Origin of the sequence: Streptococcus sp. HMSC063B03 (assembly GCF_001836965.1) — a bacterium.
Classification (GTDB): domain Bacteria; phylum Bacillota; class Bacilli; order Lactobacillales; family Streptococcaceae; genus Streptococcus; species Streptococcus pneumoniae_F.
In genome coordinates, this window is sequence record NZ_KV831050.1 from 25,743 (window position 1) to 47,655 (window position 21,913).

Genomic DNA, 21,913 nt, shown 5'->3' on the forward strand with positions numbered 1-21,913 from the left:
TAAATATAAGTGAATAATACGAAAGAATAGCTACCCTTAATTATCATAGTTAGACTATAAAAATATATAAAATTCTTAAGAATTATGCTATAATTTATGTTAATAAACTCGATATAGAGTTTAATGGATGATTCTATTGATGCCAATATTTAAGGGTTAGTTGATTGGTTTTCTTTTGAAAATCCATCTATTCATGGATACTGACAAATCTTGCGAATTTGTTTAAGATATAGGTGAAATATAGTGAAAATGGGAGGAATACTATGACTAAGAAAAATTTTGAAGAGAAAAATGATTCTAAATCAACTGTCTCGAAGGTAGTGAAAGGAACTTCTCCATCTAAGATTAGGGGCAAGTTTTTTAAAATAAAAGTCTATATTGGCATTGCCATTAGTCTCTTGGTTGTTGCAATCTTAGCAAGCCTCTTATTATTCTCACCTAACGCAAAGAAAGAGTCAAATGAAGCCATTTCTTCAGTTGCTAAAAAAGAGAACACAAGTAAAGAAGCGATAGATACTTCGAAAGCGTCTGAGAATGAGAAGAAGAAAGAAGAGGAGATTCAAAAACTCAAGGAACAGCTAACCAGTTTAGATAGCAAGGTCTCTGAGTCAGAGAAGTTAGTTGACAAGTTAAAAGAAGAAACGGCTGTTCCGAAACTGGATATTGAAGCACTAAGAAATAATGATTTATCTAGTTTGAAAGGTACATGGCGTACACCGTCGGGCAAAGAGTTTGTTATTAATGAGTCTAGTGAACTGTATGCAACTGGTTATAGAGATGGTCAAAAATATGAATCTACTTATGAAATAACATTCTCAAAAGGTCAAGGACGTCGTAACTCTGATACAGCTTCTTTCGGTTTAAATCCAAAAGGTATTCCAGTAGGAGGAGGTTATATGATTGCAGTACCTAGAGGCATTGTCTTGGAGTCCGCTGGACAGTATACTGATCAATCAAATACTGCTGAAGATAGACTTGTGGCTGGACAAAGTTATCCTAGCATGCTTACGGAACCAGAAAACGTTTATTATCGTGTAAAACCAGATACTAGTAAACTTGAGGAAGAGGAGAAGAATTTAGCTCAACTACAGGCTGAACGCGAAGCAATCAAAACTTCTCTAGAGTCTAAGGAAAAGAAAAATAATAACTAGAAAAAACTAGTTTAGAATCTAACTTTCGATTGTTTTAGTTCAGAAATACTGTTGCAATCGCTAGAATGAAGAAGCTCATTAGGGCTTCTTTTCTTTTATCTTAACACTTCAACCACTTAGACTGATATAGAGACCAGATAGGCAAAAGAACTTGTTCTTGAAACTGACCTCTGCTATAATGATTTTTGTAAGGGACGTGAGGCGTCACTATCAGATAACTCAAGTTCATAAAAAAGCAATTGGAGATAAAAATGAAAAAATTATTAGGTATTGGATTCTTGCTAGTTTCAGCTTTGGTTTTGTATTTTGGTTCTGTTGGATGGCCAAGTTTGGATGTCAACCTATGGTCACTGATTCCGGTTGGTCTGTTCCTCTTTTTCACTCTAGAGAATTTTTTGAAAAAAGACTACAAGGCTAGTCTGATGTGTTTAATTATTGCTTTTATCATTGCAAATGCAATTTTAGACCTTTTGCCAATTTCAAGTGGCTTGGTAATTGGAGCGGGCGTACTAGCTTGCATTGGTATTGGATACCTCTTTCCTGATAAAGATACACAAGAAGACAAATAGAAAAGGCCTCGAGGTTTCTCGAGACCCTTTTTTACTTACCAGCGTAATATTTTTGAATTCCTTTCACGATACCTGCTACAAGCTTATCTTGATAGTGGCTATCTCGAATCTGTTGATTTTCAGCGAAATTATCTATATAACCAAGCTCTAGGAGGACGGCTGGTTTAGCAGTTTCTCGAAGAACGGCAAAGCTTCTTTCCAATAAACCAGCATCTTTAGCACCAGTCTCAGCTAACAATGAAGAGTGGATAGCTGCTGCGAGGCGCTTGCTCTCACTCATACGGTCAGGATGGTTATGCCAGTATGGGTTGATTTTACTTGGATAATCAGGATCATCACTGTAGGAATAGGTTTGAATTCCACTAGATTTTGAGTATGCATTACCAGTCGCATTGAAGTGAATACTGATAAAGATGTCAGAGTTAGTCTTGTTAACCATACGAGAACGTTCTGTAACAAAATCTACATCAATATCACTATCACGTGAAGTGAGAACTTTGTAGCCAAGTTCTTCTAACTTTTTGCGTAATTTACGATACACCTGCATGTTGAGGTCTTTTTCAGCGACATTGTAATAGTATGCACCTGAGTCTCTTCCACCATGTCCTGGATCTAAAAAGATGGTTCTACTGTATTGGCCTTTTACAAAACCAACTTCTTTTGAGACCTCAGAAATCCATTGACCATTTTTGTGGAATAGATGGTCTTTACCGTCAATTTTGTAAGTTCCGGAAACATAATGTCCATTATCATCTAAGTAGTAGCGAGCCTTATAAGTGTCGTCGTAAATCCACTCTTTTTTAGCCATATAACCACCAGCTTTGAGATAGTAAGCTCCAATCCATTCTTTTGATGCATACATTCCACCACGCTTCAAAAAGAACCAGCTGTTATAGTTTTTATCAAATATCCATTCATTATCAGCCATGGCTCCATTGGTTTTTAGATAATAGCTTCCCGACCATTTATCGGCTAACATAGCTCCATCTTGAGCAAAAGAATACCAAGAACCGCTGATTTTTTCCCATTTGTTTTGGACAAATTTTCCAGATGCGTTCGCATAGAACCAGGTATCTTTAATTTTTACCCAGCTATTTTCAGCCATAGCACCACTGTTATTAAATAGGTAGCCCTTAAATGTAGTTGAGCTCAACATGATTCCCTTTTTATCAAAGTAGTACCAAGAACCATTGACTTTCTCCCACTTGTCCTGAGAGATTTTTCCAGAGGATGTGGCATAATACCAATTTTGGTCGATTTTTGCCCAGCCGTTTGTGGCCATAGCTCCACTTTTGGTCAGTAAATAGTTATCAAAAGTTGTATTACTAAGCATGATTCCATCTTTGTCAAAGTAATACCAAGCACCACCAATTTTCTCCCATTTATTCTGAGAAATTTTTCCAGAAGAATTAGCGAAGTACCATTTTCCATTGATAAAGTTCCAACCGTTTTCAGCCATCACTCCATCTTTATTGAAAACATAACCATCAAAGGTTGTATTGCTTAGTCGATGGCCATCTTTATTGAAGTAGTACCACTTTCCTTGGATTTTTTTCCAGTTAGTAACAGGTTTGTTGTGTTCGTAAAAGCGCCAGTTATTATTTTCTTCCTGCCAACCTTCTTTGACTTTTTCAACTTTTTCTTCTTTTTTTACTTCAGACTTCTTCTCTTCTGTAGCAGGATTTTTTTTCTCTATTTTTTCTTCTTTATCATCAATTTTAGAAGAATTGTCTGTTTTTTCGACCTTCTCTTTCGATTTTTCTTGGTTTTCGATTTTTGAAGTACTTGAATGAGGAATTGTTACATTTTCTCGTACTGACTCTGCTTTATTTTCTTGAGCTTGGGCAGTTGTTTGAGTGTATCCTAAAATAGATAAGGCAACTGCACTAGCAAGTAAAACCTTTTTCATATTAAACTCCTTTTGTTTTTTTGCTTATTATAATAAAATCTTGCTGATTTCTCAACTATCAAACTGAACTTCTTCTAGTAGATAGTCGATAAAGCGTTCGCCCATCTTAGATAGGCTGGTTTTTTCATGCTGGATATAGACCAGCTCAATTGGGTCATCAATATCCAGTGGGATAGAAACGATATTGTCTCCGTTGAGGTTGCTGTTCAAAATCCCTGTCGCAATGGTATAACCATCCAAACCAATCAAGAGATTAAAGAGGGTAGCACGGTCGCTGACTACGATAGATTTTTTGTGGTATTCCTGCGAGAGAATCTCTTCTGAAAAGTAGAAGGAGTTATGAGTTCCTTGGTCATAGCTGAGGTAAGGGAAGTTTTCTAAATCTTCCAGTTTCACCTTGTCTTTCTTGGCCAGAGGATTGGTCTTGCTGACAAAGATATGAGGCTGAGCTGTAAAGAGATGATGAGCCAGCAGGTGATTGTCATCCAGCATCTTGGTTAAAACATCACGGTTGTAGCTGTTTAAGAAGAGGACACCGACCTCACTACGGAAGTTCTTGACGTCGTCGATAATCTCCCAAGTACGAGTTTCACGAAGGAAGAGCTCGTATTTCTCCATATCGCTTTTCTTGAGCAGAGAGACAAAGGCATTGACCACAAAGGCATAGTGTTGAGACGAAACGCTAAAGAGTTCGCGGTGGGCGACAGGATTTTTATAGCGTTCCTCCAGAAGTTGAGTTTGCTCGACAACCTGACGGGCATAAGAGAGGAACTCCATCCCATCACGGGTCAAGGTGATCCCCTTGGGATTGCGGATAAAGATTTCAATGCCCATTTCATTTTCCAAATCTCTTACTGCATTGGAAAGACTCGGCTGGGTGATAAAGAGTTGCTTGGCTGCCTCATTCATGGAGCCAGTTTCGACGATTTTGATAATATAGTGTAATTGTTGAATTCTCATGTTTTTATTGTACCACACTTGCGTCAGAATCGCCAAAGAAGATAGGAAAATCAGGAGCATTGTGTGAGTCTCTTCTTGAAAAAAATACAAAATTTTGCTAGAATGAGTCTTATGAAAACATTCTATGATGTGCAGCAATTCCTCAAACGATTTGGTATCATTGTTTACATGGGAAAACGCTTATATGATATTGAACTGATGAAGTTGGAGCTCTCTCGAATTTACGATGCAGGGTTGATGGACAAATTAGACTATCTAGAGGCAGAAGCAGTTCTTCGCAGAGAGCACAAGGTAGAATTGGATTATATTGAGAAAAATGGAGAGAAGAACTAATGGTTACTTGGATTTTGTGGGCACTTATACTAGCAATGTTGGCGTGGATGGGCTTTAACTATCTTCGTATTCGCCGTGCGGCTAAAATCGTAGACAATGAGGAGTTTGAAGCCTTGATTCGTACAGGTCAATTGATTGATTTGCGAGACCCAGCTGAATTCCACAGAAAGCATATCCTTGGAGCCCGCAATATTCCTTCAAGTCAGTTGAAGACTAGTCTTGCTGCCCTTCGTAAGGAGAAACCTGTCCTTCTTTACGAAAACCAACGTGCGCAACGGGTGACAAATGCAGCACTTTATCTGAAAAAGCAAGGTTTTTCTGAGATTTATATCCTTTCTTATGGCTTGGATTCTTGGAAAGGAAAAGTGAAGACTAATTAACATAAGCTAAATTCTCAAACTAAGTTCCGCTTTGGGTATACAAGTGGACGTTTCTTTGAGAAGCTGCTATAATTAATATGATAAAAAACTTATAGTATTATATAGACAAAACTTATTTCTTTTGATATAATTTAGTGGTAATAATTTTAGGAGTTTCATAATATGAAAGAAAAGAAGAAATCTTCCCTTGTTTTAGGTATCCTATCTATCGTTCTTGGCTTGCTATCTCCAATCGTAGGTCTTGTTTTGGGGATCATTGGTCTAGTCTTGGCTAATTCACATCAAAAAGAATCTGAATTAGACTATAAAACAGAACGAATTCTAAATATCGTAGGGATTGTAGTTTCTGTAATTAACTGGGTTGCAGGACTCCTCTTAATGATGCACTAATCAGGATTCTAACAAAAAAAGCTTTATTTTTAAAAGCTTTTTTGTTTTATCCACTCTTCTCGGTTCAAGAACCGGATAACATAGTGTTAACATTTTTCACCCAATTGATAAAGCCGATTTTTATGGTATTATTCATTTGTGTTTAGTTTAAGGAGTTTTTAGAAAATGCAAGAAAAGAAAAAAAATCCACTTTTGGTGGGTATTCTGTCTATTGTTATGAGTTTATTATTTGCTTTGGGAGGTATTCTTTTAGGTATCGCTGGTATTTTGTATGCTAACGAACTTCAAAAAGAATCTGGACTTGATTATAAAACAGAAAGAATTGTAGCTGTTGTAGGTATTGTTCTTTCTGCTCTTAACTGGATTGTTGGAATTATCTTACACATGAGTTAAAGAAGATTAAAAAAGCTTTAAAAATAAAGCTTTTTTCTTTTATCCACTTTTTTCTAAATAGTTTTTAATGATTTCCAATTCCTCTGGATTCAAGGGACGGAATTGCCCTTCTGCTAGTTCTGGGTCTAATGTAAAGTCACCGAACTGAACTCGTTTGAGAGAAACAACCTTGACACCAACTGAGAGGAACATTTTTTTAACCTGATGAAATTTTCCTTCTGAAATGGTGATAGAGGCTTGGCTGTGGGAAGGACTTGCAGATAGAATCTCTAGTCTTGCAGGTTTACAGACAGTACCATCTAAAAAGACAATTCCCTTTTGAAAGGCTTGGATATGGTCAGGTGTCAGAAGTCCATTGACCTCAACTCGATAGGTTTTATCGACATGATATTGGGGATGGAGGAGCTGAAAGCCTAAGGGACCGTTATCGGTCAAGAGAAGGAGTCCTGTCGTATCTCGGTCCAGTCGGCCGACGGCATAGAGCTTGTCAGACTGGATGTCAGGCGGAAGGAGGTCCATGACAGTTGGAAGTTCCGTGTCTCTATTGGCTGTCACGACACCAGCAGGTTTATGAAGCATCAGATAGGTGTGTTCATAGCCTTGAATGATTTGGCCCTGAAAAAGAAGTTCCTGTAGTCCTGTATCGATATTTTGGGCTAAGGAACAGGCTGGGCAACCATCGACGAGAATGTCCCCTTTGAGAAGTGCTTGTTTCATGGCCTTTCGGCTGATTTTTTCTTGGGCTAATAAATTATCTAAACGCATACTGTGCCTATCTTATCATAAGTTGTTTGCTTTGAAAAGGATTGACGTGAAAAGAAAAGCGGAGTGAAAACATTTACACTTGCTTGAGTTATGTTATTTACTTGAAAATATGGTATAATCGTTCAGTTAGAAAATAAATTTTGAATATTATAGAGGAAATCATGACAAAATTAAGAGAAGATATCCGTAACATTGCGATTATCGCCCACGTTGACCACGGTAAAACAACCCTTGTTGACGAATTATTGAAACAATCAGAAACGCTTGATGCACGTACTGAATTGGCTGAGCGTGCTATGGACTCAAACGATATCGAAAAAGAGCGTGGAATTACCATTCTTGCTAAAAATACGGCCGTTGCCTACAACGGAACTCGTATCAATATCATGGACACACCAGGACACGCGGACTTTGGTGGAGAAGTTGAGCGTATCATGAAAATGGTTGACGGTGTTGTCTTGGTCGTAGATGCCTATGAAGGAACAATGCCACAGACTCGTTTCGTATTGAAAAAAGCTTTGGAACAAGACCTTGTGCCAATCGTGGTTGTTAACAAAATCGATAAACCATCAGCTCGTCCAGCAGAAGTAGTGGACGAGGTCTTGGAACTTTTCATCGAGCTTGGTGCAGATGACGACCAGCTTGACTTCCCAGTGGTATATGCTTCAGCGATCAACGGAACTTCTTCATTGTCAGATGATCCAGCTGACCAAGAAGCGACTATGGCACCAATCTTTGACACCATTATCGACCACATCCCAGCTCCAGTAGATAACTCAGATGAGCCTTTGCAGTTCCAAGTCTCACTTTTGGACTACAATGACTTCGTTGGTCGTATCGGTATCGGTCGTGTCTTCCGTGGTACTGTTAAGGTTGGGGACCAAGTTACCCTTTCTAAACTTGACGGCACAACTAAAAACTTCCGTGTTACAAAACTCTTTGGTTTCTTTGGTTTGGAACGTCGTGAAATCCAAGAAGCCAAAGCAGGTGACTTGATTGCCGTTTCAGGTATGGAAGATATCTTTGTCGGTGAAACCATTACTCCGACAGATGCAGTAGAAGCTCTTCCAATCCTACACATCGATGAGCCAACGCTTCAAATGACTTTCTTGGTCAACAACTCACCATTTGCTGGTAAAGAAGGTAAATGGGTAACTTCTCGTAAGGTGGAAGAACGCTTGCAGGCAGAATTGCAAACAGACGTTTCCCTTCGTGTTGACCCAACTGATTCACCAGATAAATGGACAGTTTCAGGACGTGGAGAATTGCACTTGTCAATCCTTATCGAAACAATGCGTCGTGAGGGATATGAACTTCAAGTATCTCGTCCAGAGGTTATCGTAAAAGAAATCGACGGTGTTAAATGCGAACCATTTGAACGTGTACAAATCGACACTCCAGAAGAATACCAAGGGTCTGTTATCCAAAGCCTTTCTGAACGTAAGGGTGAAATGTTGGATATGATTTCAACTGGTAATGGTCAAACTCGTTTGGTCTTCCTTGTTCCAGCGCGTGGTTTGATTGGATACTCAACTGAGTTCTTGTCAATGACTCGTGGTTACGGTATCATGAACCATACCTTTGACCAATACTTGCCATTGATTCCAGGTGAAATTGGTGGTCGTCACCGTGGTGCCCTTGTTTCTATCGATGCTGGTAAGGCTACAACTTACTCAATCATGTCTATCGAAGAACGTGGTACGATCTTTGTCAACCCAGGTACTGAGGTTTATGAAGGAATGATCATCGGTGAAAATTCTCGTGAAAACGACTTGACAGTTAACATCACTAAGGCCAAACAAATGACTAACGTTCGTTCAGCTACTAAGGACCAAACAGCTGTTATCAAGACACCTCGTATCTTGACACTTGAAGAGTCTCTTGAGTTCTTAAACGACGACGAGTACATGGAAGTAACGCCTGAGTCTATCCGTTTGCGTAAACAAATCCTTAATAAGGCAGAGCGTGAGAAAGCTAACAAGAAGAAAAAATCAGCTGAATAAGAGCTAGAAAGAGATAAAGATGGTTTATTTAATCATAGGACTCCTCTTATTACTACTCTATGTATTTGCGACACCAGAAAGCATTAAAGGGACAGTCAATATCGTCCTTGTCGTCTTTGCTTTCGTAGCACTCTTGATTTTGCTGATGCTGTCTGTCCTGCAAATCTTTCAGCTACCGACAGAATTCTTTATCGCAATCGCCATGCTCCTCCTAGCATACTTTAGTTTGCGAGATATTACCCTCATGTCGGTTAGTAAAAACAAAAGAAGATAAAAAGAGAGTTTCGGCTCTCTTTTTGCTTGTTAGAATGCTGAATCTGAGCATTTTCGTTTAGAATTATTTCCATAAAAATGGTAAAATAGTAAGAGTAGAAATGGAGTTCGAGACATGAAAGTTATAGATCAATTTAAAAATAAGAAAGTCCTTGTTTTAGGTTTGGCCAAGTCTGGTGAATCTGCAGCTCGTTTGTTGGACAAGCTAGGTGCCATTGTGACAGTAAATGATGGCAAACCTTTTGAGGACAATCCAGCTGCCCAAAGTTTGCTGGAAGAAGGAATCAAGGTCATTACAGGTGGCCATCCTTTGGAACTCTTGGATGAAGAGTTTGCCCTTATGGTGAAAAATCCAGGTATTCCATACAGTAATCCCATGATTGAAAAGGCTTTGGCCAAGGGGATTCCAGTCTTGACTGAGGTGGAATTGGCTTACTTGATTTCAGAAGCGCCAATTATCGGTATCACAGGTTCGAACGGTAAAACAACCACAACGACTATGATTGGGGAAGTTTTGACTGCTGCTGGACAACATGGTCTCTTATCAGGAAATATCGGCTATCCTGCCAGTCAAGTGGCTCAAACTGCGACAGACAAGGACACGCTTGTCATGGAACTTTCTTCTTTCCAACTCATGGGAGTTCAAGAATTCCATCCTGAGATTGCAGTTATTACCAACCTCATGCCAACTCATATCGATTATCATGGTTCTTTTGAGGAATATGTAGCAGCCAAGTGGAATATCCAGAACAAGATGACAGCAGCTGATTTCCTTGTCTTGAACTTTAACCAAGACTTGGCAAAAGACTTGGCTACTAAAACACAAGCTACCGTTGTACCATTTTCAACACTTGAAAAGGTTGATGGAGCTTATCTGGAAGATGGTCAACTCTACTTCCGTGGGGAAGTGGTCATGGCAGCGAATGAAATCGGAGTTCCAGGTAGCCACAATGTGGAAAATGCCCTTGCGACTATTGCTGTAGCCAAGCTTCGTGGTGTTGATAACCAAACCATCAAAGAAACTCTTTCAGCCTTTGGTGGTGTCAAACACCGTCTCCAATTTGTGGATGAAATCAAGGGTGTCAAATTCTATAATGATAGCAAGTCAACCAATATATTGGCTACTCAAAAAGCCTTGTCAGGGTTTAACAACAGCAAGGTCATTTTGATTGCAGGTGGTTTGGACCGTGGTAATGAGTTTGACGAATTGGTTCCAGACATTACTGGACTCAAGAAGATGGTCATCCTCGGTCAGTCTGCAGAACGTGTCAAACGGGCAGCAGATAAGGCTGGTGTGTCTTATGTGGATGCGACTGATATTGCAGATGCGACCCGCAAAGCCTATGAACTTGCGACTCAAGAAGATGTAGTCCTTCTCAGTCCTGCAAATGCCAGCTGGGATATGTATGCTAACTTTGAAGTACGTGGCGACCTCTTTATCGACACAGTAGCGGAGTTAAAGGAATAATATGAAAAAAATTGTCTTTACAGGTGGGGGGACGGTTGGACACGTAACCCTCAACCTTTTGTTAATGCCCAAGTTCATCGAAGATGGTTGGGAAGTCCACTATATCGGGGACAAGCGTGGTATCGAACACCAAGAAATTCTCAAGTCGGGTCTAGATGTCACCTTCCATTCCATTGCGACTGGAAAATTGCGTCGTTATTTCTCTTGGAAAAATATGCTGGACGTCTTCAAAGTTGGCTGGGGAATTGTCCAGTCGCTCTTTATCATGTTACGACTTCGTCCACAGGCTCTTTTTTCAAAGGGAGGCTTTGTCTCTGTGCCGCCTGTGATCGCAGCACGTGTTTCAGGAGTTCCTGTCTTTATTCACGAATCGGACCTATCTATGGGCTTGGCCAATAAAATCGCCTATAAATTTGCGACGAAGATGTATTCAACCTTTGAGCAAGCTTCAAGTTTGACTAAGGTTGAGCATGTGGGAGCAGTGACCAAGGTTTCAGATCAAAAAAATCCAGAACCCGATGAATTGGTGGATATTCAAACCCACTTTAATCCCCAATTGCCAACTGTATTGTTTGTCGGTGGTTCTGCAGGTGCTCGTGTCTTTAACCAATTGGTGACAGACCATAAGAAAGAACTGACAGAACGCTACAATATTATCAATCTAACTGGAGATTCTAGCCTGAACGAGTTGAGCCAAAATCTCTTTCGTGTTGACTATGTGACCAATCTCTATCAACCCTTGATGGAATTGGCTGATATAGTTGTGACACGAGGTGGTGCTAATACGATTTTTGAGCTCTTGGCCATGGCAAAATTACATGTTATTGTGCCACTTGGTCGTGAAGCTAGTCGTGGAGACCAGATTGAGAATGCAGCTTACTTTGTAAAAAAAGGCTATGCAGAAGAGCTTCAAGAAAGCGATTTGACCTTGGACAGTTTAGAAGTGAAGCTTTCTCACTTACTAAGTCACAAGGAAGACTATCAAGCCAAGATGAAGGCTTCAAAGGAATTGAAATCTCTAGCAGATTTTTATCAATTGTTGAAAAAAGATTTATCATAAGGAAAGTAAATGTCAAAAGATAAGAAAAAAGAGGGCAAAGAAATCCTCGAAGAATTTAAAGAGTTATCAGAATGGCAGAAACGAAACCAAGAATATCTAAAAAAGAAGGCTGAGGAAGAGGCGGCCCTAGCTGAGGAGAAGGAAAAGGAAAGACAGACTCGAATGGCTTCAAAATCTGAAAAGTCAGATGCAACCGAGGAGCAAGAGAGTGAATCTGATTCAAAAGACTCAAAATCAGCTAAGAAAGAGTCTGAAGAAAAAGTAGAAGAGTCAGAAGACGTCAAAAAAGAAGTACCCAAAGAAGAACCAAAATCCAAAGAGCCAAAGAAACAGAATAAACAGGATAAAAAAATAGAGAAAAAGCCTGTAAAGGAAAAACAGGTCAAACCGAAAATTCCAGGAGTTCATATCTGGCGGGCTATCTCGATTTTGTTTCTCAGTCTGCTTTTATTGGTTGTCTCTGCCTACTTGCTCAGTCCTTATGCGACCATGAAGGATATTCGTGTTGAGGGAACAGTGCAAACTACAGATGATGATATTCGACAGGCTTCAGGCATTCAGGATTCGGATTATACGATTAACCTTCTGCTAGACAAGGCAAAATATGAAGAGCAGATCAAGTCTAACTATTGGGTTGAATCAGCTCAGCTTGTCTATCAATTTCCAACCAAGTTTACAATCAAGGTCAAGGAATATGATATTGTGGCCTACTATGTTTCTGGAGAAAGTCATTATCCAATCCTTTCAAGCGGTCAGCTTGAGACCAGTGCGGTAAGTTTGGTGAGTCTGCCAGAAACTTATATATCAGTTCTCTTTAATAACAGCGAACAAATCAAGACCTTTACCTCAGAACTTTCTCAAATTAGCCCCGAACTCAAATCTGCTATCCAAAAGGTGGAACTAGCCCCAAGCAAGGTCACATCAGATTTAATTCGAGTGACTATGAATGATTCGGACGAAGTTTTGGTTCCCCTTTCTGAAATGAGTAAGAAACTGCCTTACTATAGTAAGATTAAGCCACAATTGTCAGAACCAAGTGTGGTCGACATGGAAGCTGGAATTTACAGTTACACTGTGGCGGATAAATTAATTATGGAGGCTGAGGAAAAAGCCAAACAAGAGGCTAAGGAAGCTGAGAAGAAACAAAAAGAAGAAGAGAAGAAAAGACTGGAAGAACAGCAGAATAAACTAGAAGAGGAAAGGAAAAAGCTGGAGGAAGAGGGCAATCAAAACCAAACGACCCGGCGTTCATCGCGTCGTTAGGGTCTACCTTTTCTCCTATAGCTCTTTAGTGACCATGTTTTTACTTGACAAGTGTTAGTAGAAATAATAGAATAGTAAAAAACCTTTAAAGCAGTCCAGAGAGGCAGCTAAGGTTAGACGGTAAAAGGGTGGAGACTACCCATTTTTCGTGGAACCTTGCTGTGGGCAGGTTCCTTTTTTCGTGGCTTCTTGTGGCCAGACTCTCTTACTAGCAAAGGTAAAAGGAGAAACCTATGAGAGAACATCGTCCAGTTATTGCTCTTGATTTTCCTAGTTTTGAGGTGGTCAAGGAATTCTTAGCTCTTTTTCCAGCAGAAGAAAGCCTTTATCTAAAGGTAGGGATGGAGCTTTATTACGCAACGGGTCCTGAGATTGTGTCTTACTTGAAAGGCCTGGGGCACAGTGTCTTTTTGGATCTCAAGCTGCATGACATTCCCAATACAGTCAAGTCAGCCATGAAGGTCCTGTCTCAGCTTGGTGTGGATATGACCAATGTTCATGCTGCTGGCGGTGTAGAGATGATGAAGGCGGCGCGTGAAGGTCTTGGAAGTCAAGCCAAATTGATCGCTGTCACTCAGCTCACATCAACATCGGAATCCCAGATGCAGGAGTTTCAGAATATCCAAACCAGCCTGCAAGAGTCTGTGATTCATTATGCTAAGAAGACAGCTGAAGCTGGCTTGGATGGTGTCGTTTGCTCGGCTCAGGAAGTGCAAGTCATCAAACAGGCTACCAATCCAGATTTTATCTGTCTGACACCGGGTATTCGTCCGGCAGGTGCTGCAGTTGGAGATCAAAAACGAGTCATGACACCTGCTGATGCCTATCAAATCGGCAGTGACTATATTGTAGTGGGACGTCCCATTACACAAGCTGAGGATCCGGTTGCAGCTTATCATGCCATCAAGGATGAATGGACACAGGACTGGAATTAAAGAACTAGATTATAAAATAAAAGGAGAATACCATGACACTTGCTAAAGATATCGCTAGCCACCTCTTGAAAATCCAAGCCGTTTACCTCAAACCAGAGGAGCCTTTCACTTGGGCATCTGGTATCAAGTCACCGATTTACACTGATAATCGTGTGACACTAGCCTATCCAGAAACTCGTACCTTAATTGAAAATGGCTTTGTAGATGCTATCAAAGAAGCCTTTCCAGAGGTAGAAGTGATTGCAGGAACTGCAACAGCAGGGATTCCACACGGAGCTATCATTGCTGATAAGATGAACTTGCCTTTTGCCTACATCCGTAGCAAACCAAAAGACCACGGAGCTGGTAATCAAATCGAAGGCCGCGTAGCTCAGGGTCAAAAAATGGTAGTGGTTGAAGACCTTATTTCAACAGGTGGTTCTGTTCTTGAAGCAGTAGCAGCTGCTAAACGAGAAGGAGCAGATGTGCTTGGAGTTGTAGCGATTTTCAGTTACCAATTGCCAAAAGCAGACAAAAACTTTGCAGATGCTGGTGTTAAGCTGTTAACACTTTCTAACTACAGTGAACTCATTCACCTAGCTCAAGAAGAAGGTTACATCACACCAGAAGGGCTCGACCTTCTAAAACGATTTAAAGAAGACCAAGAAAATTGGCAAAATGCCTAAAACATAGAAAATCAGGTAGTCACTAGGATTACCTGATTTCTTTTTGTAATGTTATTGGATCTTATACTCAATGAAAATCAAATATAATCCAAGGTGAAGCTGATGTGGTTTGAAGAGATTTTCGAAGAGTATTAGTCAACTTTTCCACCTTCAACAACTAGGTCATCTGCTTTAGCAGCGTCACCGTAGGTTGGGTGAAGTGTTTTTTCATAGGCCTTGTGGAAGAAGTTTTCCTTACCTAATTTTTCAATATCTTTATTGATGAAGTCTAGCAATTCTTGGTTGCCTTTTTGAACTGCTGCTGCGATGGTATCTGGATTACCGAGGGAAGTAATTCCTACTTCAAATCCTTTATTTTCAAGCGCCCAAGCTAGGACTTCCGTATTGTCAGTAGAGAAGGCATCTCCACGTCCGTCAAGAAGAGCTTGGTAAGAGTCACTGTATTGGTCGTATTTTTGGAGTTTTACTTCTGGGTGATTTTTCTCAAAATAAGTTTCAGCGGTCGTTCCTTTTGTAACAATCAAGGTTTTGCCTTCTAATTGTTTGACATCTGTAATGAGACCAGTCTTAGGTGATACGACACCCAGAGAAACTTTCATATATGGAAGGGCAAAATCAACTTGTTTCTTGCGTTCGTCAGTCACTGTAAAGTTGGCAAGAGTAATATCTACCTTGTTTGAAATCAAGTATTCAGCACGGTTGGCAGCGTCGACTGAAACGTATTTAACCTTTACCCCAAGGTCTTGTGCCAGTTGGTTCCCAAGTTCGATATCGTAACCTTGGTAAGAACCGTCATTGTCAACGTAACCAAAAGGTTTCTTATCTCCAAATACGGCGATTCGCAGTTCACCGCTTTTTTTGATTTCATCGATTGTGCGAGCCTTGGCAGTCGTTTTTCCAGATGATGAACCAGCATTTCCACCTGAGCTACAAGCTGTGACAAAGATTAGGGCGAAGGCAAGTGCCAAAACAGTTAAGAGTGGTTTGAATAGTTTCATAAGAATCTCCTTTATAGATATGAGCCAAATTGGCTAAAGTCAAAGACGTTTAAAAATTCCTGGGCTCGTTTGGTTTGCGGATTGGTAAAGAAGGCTTGAGCTGTTCCTTCTTCAGCGATTTTCCCTTGGTCGAGGAAGATAATCCGATCGGCAATTGCTTGGGCAAACTGCATTTCATGGGTTACTAAAATCATGGTACGGCCTTCTTGGGCCAAGTCATTGATGAGTTCTAGAACCTCACGTACCATTTCTGGATCCAACGAAGCAGTCACTTCGTCAAAAAGGATGATTTCTGGATGCATGAGCAGGGCACGGACAATTGCAACCCGTTGCTTTTGTCCACCAGATAATTGACGGGCAAAGCTATGTTGTTTATCTAGCAAACCAACACGTTCCAGTAGTTGCAAAGCCTCTTCCGTTACTTCTTTCTTGTCTCTTCCCTGAGCCTTGATAGGACCTAGGATGAGGTTTTGTAAGACATCCAGGTGGGGAAAGAGTTCATAACTTTGAAAGACCATGCCAATCTTTTGGCGAACCAGGTGAAAGTCTTTTTTATTTTCAACGATAGACTGACCGTCCAGAAGAATATCTCCACCTTGAATACTTTCTAAGCCATTGAGGCAACGAAGGAGAGTACTTTTCCCACAACCAGATGGCCCTAGGATGACGACAACTTCCCCTTTTTTGATATCTAAGGATAGTCCTTGGAGGATAGGATTGTCTCCGAAGGATTTTTTGAGTTCCTTGATTTCTAAGATAGTTTCAGACATTTAGTTCCTCCAATGTTTTTCTAAGTGAGTGGATAGTTTGGAAATAGGAAAGCAAACTGCGAAATACAAGACCAGAATGGTTCCATAAATCCAAAAGGAAGCGGTTGGGATGGTTAGGCGATTGCTATCGATGATTTGTTGCCCAACCTTGGTCACTTCAACAACCCCTATCAAAACAACCAAGGAAGTGGTTTTAATCATCCGAGTAACAAGATTGATGGCTTGTGGCAGTAATCTTCTAAAGACTTGTGGGATAATGATGTGGTAGTAAAGTTGAACATTGGTTAAGCCGAGTGCCTGTCCACTTTCAAACTGATGCTTAGGAAGGGAAGTGATAGCTCCACGGACCAAGTCCCCCATCTCAGCTGTTCCCCAGAGGGTGAAAACGATAATAGCAGAAGTCTCACCTGAGATATTGATATTAAAGTTTCGAGCCAAGCCAAAGTAAACGATGAAGAGTAGCACCAGTTGGGGCATGATACGGATGAATTCCAGATACAATCGTGTTAAAAATCGTATGATTCTAGAATGGGAGGTCATGATGATTCCCATGACTGTCCCGAATATCATGGATAAGAGGACAGATAGGATGGATATGCCAATCGTAACGCCCAATCCCTGTAAGATTCTCAGGAGATTATTTCCCTGAAAGAGTACTTGTATTCCCGAATCCTGCATGGCGGAGCCTCCTTTCTATCCAACTAAAGACCAGTGAGATGGGTAGCAGCATTATCAGATAAGCACCTACCAACATAGCCAGCGCAATGTCTGTTTCATAGTAGAGACCAATCAAGTCCTTGGCGACATACATGAGGTCGGCCAAAGCCACTGCTGAGAAAACGGAGGTTTCCTTGATGAGGAAAATGACATTGGCACTAAAAGACGGTAGGGCCACCGCTGTTGCTTGCGGAAGAACTACATAGCGAAAGACCTGTAGAGGTGTCAGACCGATAGCTAATCCAATCTCCTGCTGGGTTTGACTGACGGCTTCCAGTCCACTTCGGAAAGATTCTGCCATATAGGATCCTCCTAAAAAGACCAGTCCTAAAGTAGCACAGACTTCTGAAGATAGGACAATCCCTACTCTAGGAAGACCGAAGTAGAGAAAGAAGAGTTGAATCAAAAGGGGCGTATTGCGTGACAATTCGATATAGGCTGTCGCTACTTGCGCCAAAATAGGAATTCGATAATGCCGGATGATGCTAACGATTAAGCCGAGCAGAAAGGATCCCAGAATTCCCCAAACTGCAATATGCAAGGTCAGAAAGAATGCCTTTTGATATAGTGGTAGATATTGTTCAACAATGGACCAATCCAAAAATAGAACCTCCCATCTAGAAAGATTACAGTTATTGTAGCACTTAAAATCTCCTTTGGATAATATGTATTTTTTATTGCCGTTATAAGGATTTTTTATCATAGAAATAAAATTTCTGAAATTTACAAACAAAATATTTGAAAAGTTTTGAAAAAAGAGTTAAGATATTTTTGTAATATACAAAGTAAACGCTTACTTATCAAGGAGGGCATTTTATGTCATACAAAACAAGCAGTGCAGAAGGTCATGTAGATTTCATCAATACCTATGATTTGGAGCCAATGGCGCAACAAGTTATTCCTAAAGCAGCATTTGGCTATATCGCTAGTGGGGCGGAAGATACCTTCACTTTACGTGAGAATATTCGTGCCTTTAACCACAAACTCATCGTTCCGCATACGCTTTGTGATGTTGAAAATCCAAGTACAGAGATTGAATTCGCAGGTGAAAAATTGTCTTCACCAATCATCATGGCGCCTGTTGCGGCTCATAAATTGGCAAATGAACAGGGTGAAGTGGCGACTGCGCGTGGTGTGCATGAGTTTGGTTCCCTCTATACAACCAGCTCATACTCTACTGTTGACCTTCCAGAAATTACAGAAGCCCTTCAAGGGACACCTCACTGGTTCCAATTTTACTTTAGTAAAGATGATGGGATCAACCGCCACATCATGGATCGTGTGAAAGCTGAAGGTTATAAAGCGATTGTCTTGACGGCAGATGCTACTGTAGGGGGCAATCGTGAGGTGGACAAGCGTAATGGTTTTGTCTTCCCAGTTGGCATGCCGATTGTTGAAGAATACCTACCAGAAGGTGCTGGTAAATCAATGGACTTTGTTTATAAATCAGCTAAACAACGCTTGTCTCCACGTGATGTAGAATTTATCGCTGAATACTCAGGACTTCCTGTTTATGTCAAGGGACCACAATGCCGTGAGGACGTTGAACGTTCGCTTGCTGCGGGAGCTTCTGGTATCTGGGTAACCAACCACGGTGGTCGTCAAATAGACGGTGGACCAGCTGCCTTCGACTCACTTCAAGAAGTAGCAGAAGCAGTTGATAAACGTGTACCAATCGTCTTTGACTCAGGAATTCGTCGTGGTCAACACGTCTTTAAAGCCTTGGCTTCAGGAGCAGACTTGGTAGCTATTGGTCGCCCTGTTATCTATGGCTTGGCTCTCGGTGGTAGTGTCGGTGTGCGTCAAGTCTTTGAACACTTGAATGCGGAATTGAAGACAGTTATGCAGTTGTCTGGAACTCAGACTATTGAAGATGTTAAACACTTTAAACTTCGTCATAATCCATACAACCCAACCTTCCCAGTTGATCCTCATGACTTAAAATTGTATTAATAAAACAGCTTACCTTCACTGAATGTGGAGGTTTTTGCTTGTGTTTTAAACGTTTTAATGAAAGGAAATCATGTAAAAGTCTATATAAATATATTTTCCAATCAAATATCTTGCTAGGGCTTTCATTTTTTGCTATACTGGTGCAGTAATTAAATAATAAAGACATTTGGGGTGCTTTAGGCTGAGATGATACCCATTGAACCTGATACAGTTAAGACTGGCGAAGGGAAATGTGAAACGTTTTTTCGTATGGCGAAATGAACAATCTAATCTTGTAAGTCAACTCTAATTCTTGATGGTAATTGGAGTTTTTTTGTTTATAGAAGCTGGATGAAGGTGATACAAAGCATTTAGGTAGCTCTTCTTGAACGCCCTTGATTTTCTTTAAAAAGGTCAAGTAAAACTAGGATTTTCTTGATGTTTTGTTGATTACGTACGAGTAAAGAGAGGAAAAGTAAATATGGAAACACAAGACTATGCATTTGAGCCAGGTTTGATTGTTGGAGAATTATTAAAAAGGAGTCAAGATGATTGGCAGGCTGCAATCAATCATCGTTTTGTTAAGGAACTTTTTGCGGGGACAATTGAGAATAAGGTCTTAAAAGACTACCTAATTCAAGATTATCACTTCTTTGATGCCTTCTTATCCATGCTGGGTGCTTGTGTAGCCCACGCAGACCAGCTTGAATCCAAGCTTCGTTTTGCCAAGCAACTAGGCTTTCTTGAAGCAGATGAAGACGGTTATTTTCAAAAGGCTTTCAAAGAGTTAAAAGTATCTGAGAATGACTATCTGGAAGTGACCTTGCATCCTGTAACAAAAGCCTTTCAGGAGCTTATGTATTCTGCTGTATCATCATCAGACTATGCCCATCTTTTAGTCATGCTGGTCATTGCAGAAGGTCTCTATTTAGACTGGGGTTCTAAAGATTTAGCTCTACCTGAAGCCTATATTCATTCGGAATGGATCAATCTCCACAGAGGTCCTTTCTTTGCAGAGTGGGTTCAATTTCTGGTTGACGAACTCAATCGTGTCGGGAAAAGTCGAGAAGATTTGACAGAACTTCAGCAACGCTGGAACCAAGCAGTCGCTTTAGAATTAGCCTTTTTTGATATTGGTTATGACGCTTAGAGAAGGTTTAGGATATTTACAAATTTGATGAGGTAGTTCTCTTCGAAAATCTCTTCAAACCACGTCAGCTTCACCTTAGATTATATATGTGACTGACTTCGTCAGTCTTATCTACAACCTCAAAGCAGTGCTTTGAGCAACCTGAGGCTAGATTCCTAGTTTGTTCTTTGATTTTCATTGAGCATAAATCATTCAATGTAAAAAAAATTTCTTAACGAAAGATAGAGATAAATCGAAATCAGTAGATCGTATAAAGTGAAAAGGAAGAATTTCAATATGACAAGTTTAAAATTATTAAAAGAAAAAGCACCTTTGGTCATTTGCATAACCAATGATGTAGTAAAAAATTTCACAGCAAATGGATTAGTAGCACTAGGTGCATCACCAGCTATGAGTGAGTTTCCTGCAGATTTAGAGGATTTGTTAAAGTATGCTGGAGGTTTATTAATAAACATAGGCACATTGACAGATGAAAATTGGAAATTATACCAAGCTGCTCTGAAAATTGCAGAGAAATATAATGTCCCAGCAGTTTTAGATCCTGTAGCCTGTGGAGCAGGAGAATATAGAAAAAAAGTAGCAGATGATCTAATTAACAATTACAAACTAGCAGCGATTAGAGGAAATACTGGAGAGATTGCCTCTTTAGTAGGAATAAATGTGGCATCTAAAGGAGTAGATAGTGCAGGCGTAGATAATATTGACGAAATTGCTCTAGCAGCAAATGAGAAGTTCAATATTCCAATAGTAGTAACAGGTGAAGTGGATGCTATTGCGGTAAATGGAGAAGTGGTAACGATTCATAATGGTAGTGCCATGATGCCAAAAGTTATTGGGACAGGATGCTTGTTAGGTGCTGTAGTAGCAAGCTTTATCGGACTAGAAAAAGGTCAAGAATTGAAATCATTAGAAACAGCAATGTTGGTTTATAATATCGCTGGAGAAATGGCAGAAAAACGTCCAAATGGACATCTTCCTGGAACATTCAAAGTGGAATTTATAAATGCCTTATATGAGATTACAGATGAAGATGTAAAGGAATTCAAAAGAGTGAAGTAAGATGTTTCATAAGGAATTATTAAAACTATATTTTATTTGTGGAACGACTACTTGCCAAGGAAAAGATCTATATACAGTCGTTGAGGAAGCCTTAAAAGGTGGGATAACCTTATTTCAATTCCGTGAAAAAGGTGAGGGATCCTTAGAAGGTAAAGAAAAAGTCGAATTAGCAATTAAACTACAGAATCTTTGTAAAAAATACAATGTTCCATTTATCGTTAATGATGATATAGATTTGGCGATGGAAATTGACGCTGATGGCGTACATGTAGGACAAGATGACCTTGGAGTTGATGAAATTAGAAAATTGATGCCAGAAAAAATAATTGGTCTTTCTATAAAAAACGAGGAAGAATTTCAACAATCAAAAGTTGAATATGTAGATTATGTTGGTGTTGGTCCTGTATTTGATACCCAGTCAAAGGATGATGCTGGTGGTGCTATAGGTTATGAAGGTCTTAAATTGATGAGAAAACTATTGCCACAACTGCCCTTAGTTGCAATTGGTGGGATACAGACGAAACATATTAAAGACATTATGAAGACCAATGTTGACGGCGTTTCAATAATTTCAGCAATATCATATGCAAAAAATATAGAAAAAACTGTTCGAGAAATGAGTGAACAATAGGTATGGATCTAACCAAAGAAAGATCTGCTGTCTTTGTGAGTGCAAGTCTGTATTTCCCAGTTCAATTTCTTGAACTAGAATAAATCGTTTGTTATAATATTTATATAATTAAATAATAAAGACATTTGGGGTGCTTTAG

The 21,913-nt window shown here is 40.0% G+C and carries 24 protein-coding genes and 1 riboswitch; of the genes, 17 read left to right on the plus strand and 7 right to left on the minus strand.

The window, feature by feature from the left end:
• Window positions 1-263: 263 nt before the first annotated feature.
• Both HMPREF2628_RS06395 and HMPREF2628_RS06400 read left to right on the plus strand, forming a co-directional pair.
• On the plus strand, window positions 264-1,151 hold the full coding sequence (locus HMPREF2628_RS06395) for a hypothetical protein (protein WP_070842675.1): 888 nt from the start codon (window positions 264-266) through the stop codon (window positions 1,149-1,151).
• A gap of 251 nt (window positions 1,152-1,402) precedes the next feature.
• Complete coding sequence (locus HMPREF2628_RS06400; RefSeq protein WP_070842676.1) at window positions 1,403-1,720, plus strand: hypothetical protein; 318 nt, start codon at window positions 1,403-1,405, stop codon at window positions 1,718-1,720.
• Between the two features lie 31 nt (window positions 1,721-1,751).
• Here HMPREF2628_RS06400 and HMPREF2628_RS06405 read toward each other — a convergent pair whose 3' ends face one another.
• Both HMPREF2628_RS06405 and HMPREF2628_RS06410 read right to left on the minus strand, forming a co-directional pair.
• Window positions 1,752-3,629, minus strand: a complete 1,878-nt coding sequence (locus HMPREF2628_RS06405; protein ID WP_049551687.1) for an N-acetylmuramoyl-L-alanine amidase — start codon at window positions 3,627-3,629, stop codon at window positions 1,752-1,754.
• 51 nt (window positions 3,630-3,680) lie between these two features.
• Window positions 3,681-4,589 (minus strand): LysR family transcriptional regulator, encoded by a 909-nt coding sequence (locus HMPREF2628_RS06410; RefSeq protein ID WP_049487917.1) that lies wholly within the window; start codon window positions 4,587-4,589, stop codon window positions 3,681-3,683.
• A 63-nt stretch (window positions 4,590-4,652) separates the two neighbouring features.
• On the opposite strand from HMPREF2628_RS06410, the gene HMPREF2628_RS06415 reads away from it, so the two are divergent.
• The 4 genes from HMPREF2628_RS06415 (at window position 4,653) to HMPREF2628_RS06430 (ending at window position 6,085) form a co-directional block, all read left to right on the plus strand.
• Entirely contained in the window at window positions 4,653-4,922 is a 270-nt protein-coding gene (locus HMPREF2628_RS06415) for a YqgQ family protein (RefSeq protein WP_050313907.1), read from the plus strand.
• The gene (locus HMPREF2628_RS06420; RefSeq protein WP_070842677.1) at window positions 4,922-5,302 is read left to right on the plus strand and encodes a rhodanese-like domain-containing protein; all 381 of its coding nucleotides are present in this window, start codon (window positions 4,922-4,924) and stop codon (window positions 5,300-5,302) included. The genes HMPREF2628_RS06415 and HMPREF2628_RS06420 overlap by 1 nt, the downstream gene beginning before the upstream one ends.
• Window positions 5,303-5,464: 162 nt before the next feature.
• Window positions 5,465-5,692 carry a hypothetical protein gene (locus HMPREF2628_RS06425; RefSeq protein WP_049492311.1) on the plus strand — a complete coding sequence of 76 codons (228 nt, stop codon included), beginning with the start codon at window positions 5,465-5,467 and terminating at the stop codon, window positions 5,690-5,692.
• 165 nt (window positions 5,693-5,857) lie between these two features.
• The gene (locus HMPREF2628_RS06430) at window positions 5,858-6,085 is read left to right on the plus strand and encodes a hypothetical protein (RefSeq protein ID WP_049551685.1); all 228 of its coding nucleotides are present in this window, start codon (window positions 5,858-5,860) and stop codon (window positions 6,083-6,085) included.
• A 39-nt stretch (window positions 6,086-6,124) separates the two neighbouring features.
• Here HMPREF2628_RS06430 and HMPREF2628_RS06435 read toward each other — a convergent pair whose 3' ends face one another.
• Window positions 6,125-6,850 (minus strand): 16S rRNA pseudouridine(516) synthase, encoded by a 726-nt coding sequence (locus HMPREF2628_RS06435; protein WP_070842678.1) that lies wholly within the window; start codon window positions 6,848-6,850, stop codon window positions 6,125-6,127.
• 161 nt (window positions 6,851-7,011) lie between these two features.
• Here HMPREF2628_RS06435 and typA point away from each other — a divergent pair, with 161 nt between their 5' ends.
• The 7 genes from typA (at window position 7,012) to pyrE (ending at window position 14,517) form a co-directional block, all read left to right on the plus strand.
• The gene (typA, locus tag HMPREF2628_RS06440) at window positions 7,012-8,853 is read left to right on the plus strand and encodes a translational GTPase TypA (RefSeq protein WP_000164111.1); all 1,842 of its coding nucleotides are present in this window, start codon (window positions 7,012-7,014) and stop codon (window positions 8,851-8,853) included.
• Between the two features lie 19 nt (window positions 8,854-8,872).
• Complete coding sequence (locus tag HMPREF2628_RS06445) at window positions 8,873-9,127, plus strand: DUF3165 family protein (RefSeq protein WP_049551683.1); 255 nt, start codon at window positions 8,873-8,875, stop codon at window positions 9,125-9,127.
• 114 nt (window positions 9,128-9,241) lie between these two features.
• Window positions 9,242-10,594 carry a UDP-N-acetylmuramoyl-L-alanine--D-glutamate ligase gene (gene murD, locus HMPREF2628_RS06450; protein WP_070842679.1) on the plus strand — a complete coding sequence of 451 codons (1,353 nt, stop codon included), beginning with the start codon at window positions 9,242-9,244 and terminating at the stop codon, window positions 10,592-10,594.
• Between the two features lies 1 nt (window position 10,595).
• Window positions 10,596-11,654 (plus strand): UDP-N-acetylglucosamine--N-acetylmuramyl-(pentapeptide) pyrophosphoryl-undecaprenol N-acetylglucosamine transferase, encoded by a 1,059-nt coding sequence (locus tag HMPREF2628_RS06455; RefSeq protein WP_033679986.1) that lies wholly within the window; start codon window positions 10,596-10,598, stop codon window positions 11,652-11,654.
• A 9-nt stretch (window positions 11,655-11,663) separates the two neighbouring features.
• A complete protein-coding gene (locus HMPREF2628_RS06460; protein WP_070842680.1) occupies window positions 11,664-12,917 on the plus strand; it encodes a cell division protein FtsQ/DivIB in 1,254 nt (417 codons plus the stop codon).
• Between the two features lie 233 nt (window positions 12,918-13,150).
• Window positions 13,151-13,852 (plus strand): orotidine-5'-phosphate decarboxylase, encoded by a 702-nt coding sequence (pyrF, locus tag HMPREF2628_RS06465; protein WP_070842681.1) that lies wholly within the window; start codon window positions 13,151-13,153, stop codon window positions 13,850-13,852.
• Window positions 13,853-13,884: 32 nt separating this feature from the next.
• Complete coding sequence (pyrE, locus tag HMPREF2628_RS06470) at window positions 13,885-14,517, plus strand: orotate phosphoribosyltransferase (RefSeq protein ID WP_070842682.1); 633 nt, start codon at window positions 13,885-13,887, stop codon at window positions 14,515-14,517.
• A gap of 131 nt (window positions 14,518-14,648) precedes the next feature.
• On the opposite strand, the gene HMPREF2628_RS06475 is transcribed toward pyrE, so the two are convergent.
• Genes HMPREF2628_RS06475 through HMPREF2628_RS06490 form a run of 4 tightly spaced genes read right to left on the minus strand, consistent with a single transcriptional unit; the run spans window position 14,649 to window position 17,603 of the window.
• Window positions 14,649-15,515 (minus strand): cysteine ABC transporter substrate-binding protein, encoded by an 867-nt coding sequence (locus HMPREF2628_RS06475; RefSeq protein ID WP_000765263.1) that lies wholly within the window; start codon window positions 15,513-15,515, stop codon window positions 14,649-14,651.
• Window positions 15,516-15,526: 11 nt separating this feature from the next.
• Entirely contained in the window at window positions 15,527-16,285 is a 759-nt protein-coding gene (locus tag HMPREF2628_RS06480; protein WP_000004999.1) for an amino acid ABC transporter ATP-binding protein, read from the minus strand.
• Window positions 16,286-16,963 carry an amino acid ABC transporter permease gene (locus tag HMPREF2628_RS06485; RefSeq protein ID WP_070842683.1) on the minus strand — a complete coding sequence of 226 codons (678 nt, stop codon included), beginning with the start codon at window positions 16,961-16,963 and terminating at the stop codon, window positions 16,286-16,288.
• Window positions 16,923-17,603: an amino acid ABC transporter permease gene (locus HMPREF2628_RS06490; protein WP_070842684.1), complete on the minus strand. Its 681-nt coding sequence runs from the start codon at window positions 17,601-17,603 to the stop codon at window positions 16,923-16,925. The genes HMPREF2628_RS06485 and HMPREF2628_RS06490 overlap by 41 nt, the downstream gene beginning before the upstream one ends.
• A 215-nt stretch (window positions 17,604-17,818) precedes the next feature.
• Here HMPREF2628_RS06490 and lctO point away from each other — a divergent pair, with 215 nt between their 5' ends.
• The 4 genes from lctO (at window position 17,819) to thiE (ending at window position 21,774) form a co-directional block, all read left to right on the plus strand.
• Entirely contained in the window at window positions 17,819-18,955 is a 1,137-nt protein-coding gene (lctO, locus tag HMPREF2628_RS06495; RefSeq protein WP_070842685.1) for an L-lactate oxidase, read from the plus strand.
• A gap of 157 nt (window positions 18,956-19,112) precedes the next feature.
• A riboswitch (TPP riboswitch) is annotated at window positions 19,113-19,201 on the plus strand.
• Window positions 19,202-19,415: 214 nt separating this feature from the next.
• Window positions 19,416-20,084: a TenA family protein gene (locus tag HMPREF2628_RS06500; protein WP_070842686.1), complete on the plus strand. Its 669-nt coding sequence runs from the start codon at window positions 19,416-19,418 to the stop codon at window positions 20,082-20,084.
• Between the two features lie 276 nt (window positions 20,085-20,360).
• Window positions 20,361-21,143, plus strand: a complete 783-nt coding sequence (gene thiM, locus HMPREF2628_RS06505) for a hydroxyethylthiazole kinase (protein WP_070842687.1) — start codon at window positions 20,361-20,363, stop codon at window positions 21,141-21,143.
• 1 nt (window position 21,144) lies between these two features.
• Window positions 21,145-21,774 (plus strand): thiamine phosphate synthase, encoded by a 630-nt coding sequence (gene thiE / locus HMPREF2628_RS06510; RefSeq protein WP_049551889.1) that lies wholly within the window; start codon window positions 21,145-21,147, stop codon window positions 21,772-21,774.
• The last annotated feature ends 139 nt before the right edge of the window (window positions 21,775-21,913 follow it).

Excerpts from the sequence above, each read along its gene's own strand:
- HMPREF2628_RS06395 (WP_070842675.1), top strand. The coding sequence starts at position 264 with ATGACTAAGAAAAATTTTGAAGAGAAAAATGATTCTAAATCAACTGTC.
- HMPREF2628_RS06400 (WP_070842676.1), top strand. The coding sequence starts at position 1,403 with ATGAAAAAATTATTAGGTATTGGATTCTTGCTAGTTTCAGCTTTGGTT.
- HMPREF2628_RS06405 (WP_049551687.1), bottom strand. The coding sequence starts at position 3,629 with ATGAAAAAGGTTTTACTTGCTAGTGCAGTTGCCTTATCTATTTTAGGA.
- HMPREF2628_RS06410 (WP_049487917.1), bottom strand. The coding sequence starts at position 4,589 with ATGAGAATTCAACAATTACACTATATTATCAAAATCGTCGAAACTGGC.
- HMPREF2628_RS06420 (WP_070842677.1), top strand. The coding sequence starts at position 4,922 with ATGGTTACTTGGATTTTGTGGGCACTTATACTAGCAATGTTGGCGTGG.
- HMPREF2628_RS06425 (WP_049492311.1), top strand. The coding sequence starts at position 5,465 with ATGAAAGAAAAGAAGAAATCTTCCCTTGTTTTAGGTATCCTATCTATC.
- HMPREF2628_RS06430 (WP_049551685.1), top strand. The coding sequence starts at position 5,858 with ATGCAAGAAAAGAAAAAAAATCCACTTTTGGTGGGTATTCTGTCTATT.
- HMPREF2628_RS06435 (WP_070842678.1), bottom strand. The coding sequence starts at position 6,850 with ATGCGTTTAGATAATTTATTAGCCCAAGAAAAAATCAGCCGAAAGGCC.
- typA (WP_000164111.1), top strand. The coding sequence starts at position 7,012 with ATGACAAAATTAAGAGAAGATATCCGTAACATTGCGATTATCGCCCAC.
- HMPREF2628_RS06445 (WP_049551683.1), top strand. The coding sequence starts at position 8,873 with ATGGTTTATTTAATCATAGGACTCCTCTTATTACTACTCTATGTATTT.
- murD (WP_070842679.1), top strand. The coding sequence starts at position 9,242 with ATGAAAGTTATAGATCAATTTAAAAATAAGAAAGTCCTTGTTTTAGGT.
- HMPREF2628_RS06455 (WP_033679986.1), top strand. The coding sequence starts at position 10,596 with ATGAAAAAAATTGTCTTTACAGGTGGGGGGACGGTTGGACACGTAACC.
- HMPREF2628_RS06460 (WP_070842680.1), top strand. The coding sequence starts at position 11,664 with ATGTCAAAAGATAAGAAAAAAGAGGGCAAAGAAATCCTCGAAGAATTT.
- pyrF (WP_070842681.1), top strand. The coding sequence starts at position 13,151 with ATGAGAGAACATCGTCCAGTTATTGCTCTTGATTTTCCTAGTTTTGAG.
- pyrE (WP_070842682.1), top strand. The coding sequence starts at position 13,885 with ATGACACTTGCTAAAGATATCGCTAGCCACCTCTTGAAAATCCAAGCC.
- HMPREF2628_RS06475 (WP_000765263.1), bottom strand. The coding sequence starts at position 15,515 with ATGAAACTATTCAAACCACTCTTAACTGTTTTGGCACTTGCCTTCGCC.
- HMPREF2628_RS06480 (WP_000004999.1), bottom strand. The coding sequence starts at position 16,285 with ATGTCTGAAACTATCTTAGAAATCAAGGAACTCAAAAAATCCTTCGGA.
- HMPREF2628_RS06485 (WP_070842683.1), bottom strand. The coding sequence starts at position 16,963 with ATGCAGGATTCGGGAATACAAGTACTCTTTCAGGGAAATAATCTCCTG.
- lctO (WP_070842685.1), top strand. The coding sequence starts at position 17,819 with ATGTCATACAAAACAAGCAGTGCAGAAGGTCATGTAGATTTCATCAAT.
- HMPREF2628_RS06500 (WP_070842686.1), top strand. The coding sequence starts at position 19,416 with ATGGAAACACAAGACTATGCATTTGAGCCAGGTTTGATTGTTGGAGAA.
- thiM (WP_070842687.1), top strand. The coding sequence starts at position 20,361 with ATGACAAGTTTAAAATTATTAAAAGAAAAAGCACCTTTGGTCATTTGC.
- thiE (WP_049551889.1), top strand. The coding sequence starts at position 21,145 with ATGTTTCATAAGGAATTATTAAAACTATATTTTATTTGTGGAACGACT.